The sequence below is a fragment of the Vibrio sp. OPT46 genome, assembly GCF_015163535.1.
GTDB classification, from domain to species: Bacteria; Pseudomonadota; Gammaproteobacteria; order Enterobacterales; family Vibrionaceae; genus Vibrio; species Vibrio alginolyticus.
Genome location: NZ_JADDYG010000252.1, coordinates 1 through 840, shown reverse-complemented (window position 1 = coordinate 840; position 840 = coordinate 1). Strand labels below are relative to the sequence as shown.

The 840-nt window shown below is 39.4% G+C and carries 1 protein-coding gene; it reads right to left on the bottom strand.

The annotated features are described in order from the left end of the window. Window positions 1–46: 46 nt before the first annotated feature. Window positions 47–840: SbcC/MukB-like Walker B domain-containing protein (locus IQR33_RS11425; protein WP_322631766.1), on the bottom strand; the 794-nt coding region annotated here is incomplete at its 5' end.

The following is an 840-nucleotide window of genomic DNA, read 5'->3' as shown; positions in this document are numbered from 1 at the left end:
CTTCTTACTTAATTGTGTCAGCAACCTCTCGAGGTTTTGGCTCATATCAAACATCGGATGTAGCCTTTGATTTCAATTCAGCGACTCTCTCACTAATCAACTCAGGGTGATATACTGGATTACTTTGATCAATAAGTTCCTGACCACGTTCAAAAATCTTAGTATGATCGATGGCAACATCTCTTCCCTCACGGCAAATTGTATAGATCTGATCCATCTCTTTGCCTATCTTTAACGTAACCTCTGGGGGAGCTGCAATTAATAGCTGTAAACCGATCTCTTTGAGAAATGCTACAGCGGCGCTAGCATTGCCAGCATCCATATTATTGAATGCCTCATCAAGTAACACTAACGATGCCCCTTGCCCTGATTCACTACCTATCTTGTAGACATTCATAAAGCTAGCAGCCAGCGCTATATATGCTGGAGTTTGTTGCTCACCACCTGACCCCGTACCTTGCATCTTACTTATGCGATTTTCCTCACCTGTTTCCTTATTTTTCATTTTCATGTCATAGGTAAAGAAATTTCGATAATCTCTTATCTCGTTAATAAGATCATCCCCATTTATAAGTGCACTTTTTAACAACCCAATGGCTTCATGCTCAGAAGGTAAATCAAACATAGTCCCTACGAGCTCTGTTTCTTCACGATCTGCTGTGGTGATGTAGTCATATACTTTATTTAAACTTTCTGATTCTACAACGCTATAGTGAAAGCTATAAATGTTGTCGTGGAATGGGATTTCTTTGAGTAAACGGTTAAGCTGATTAAAAGTAAATTTCATCTGCTCAAACCGACTCTGCAACTCTCCGACAATAATACCTCTAAAATTTTGCT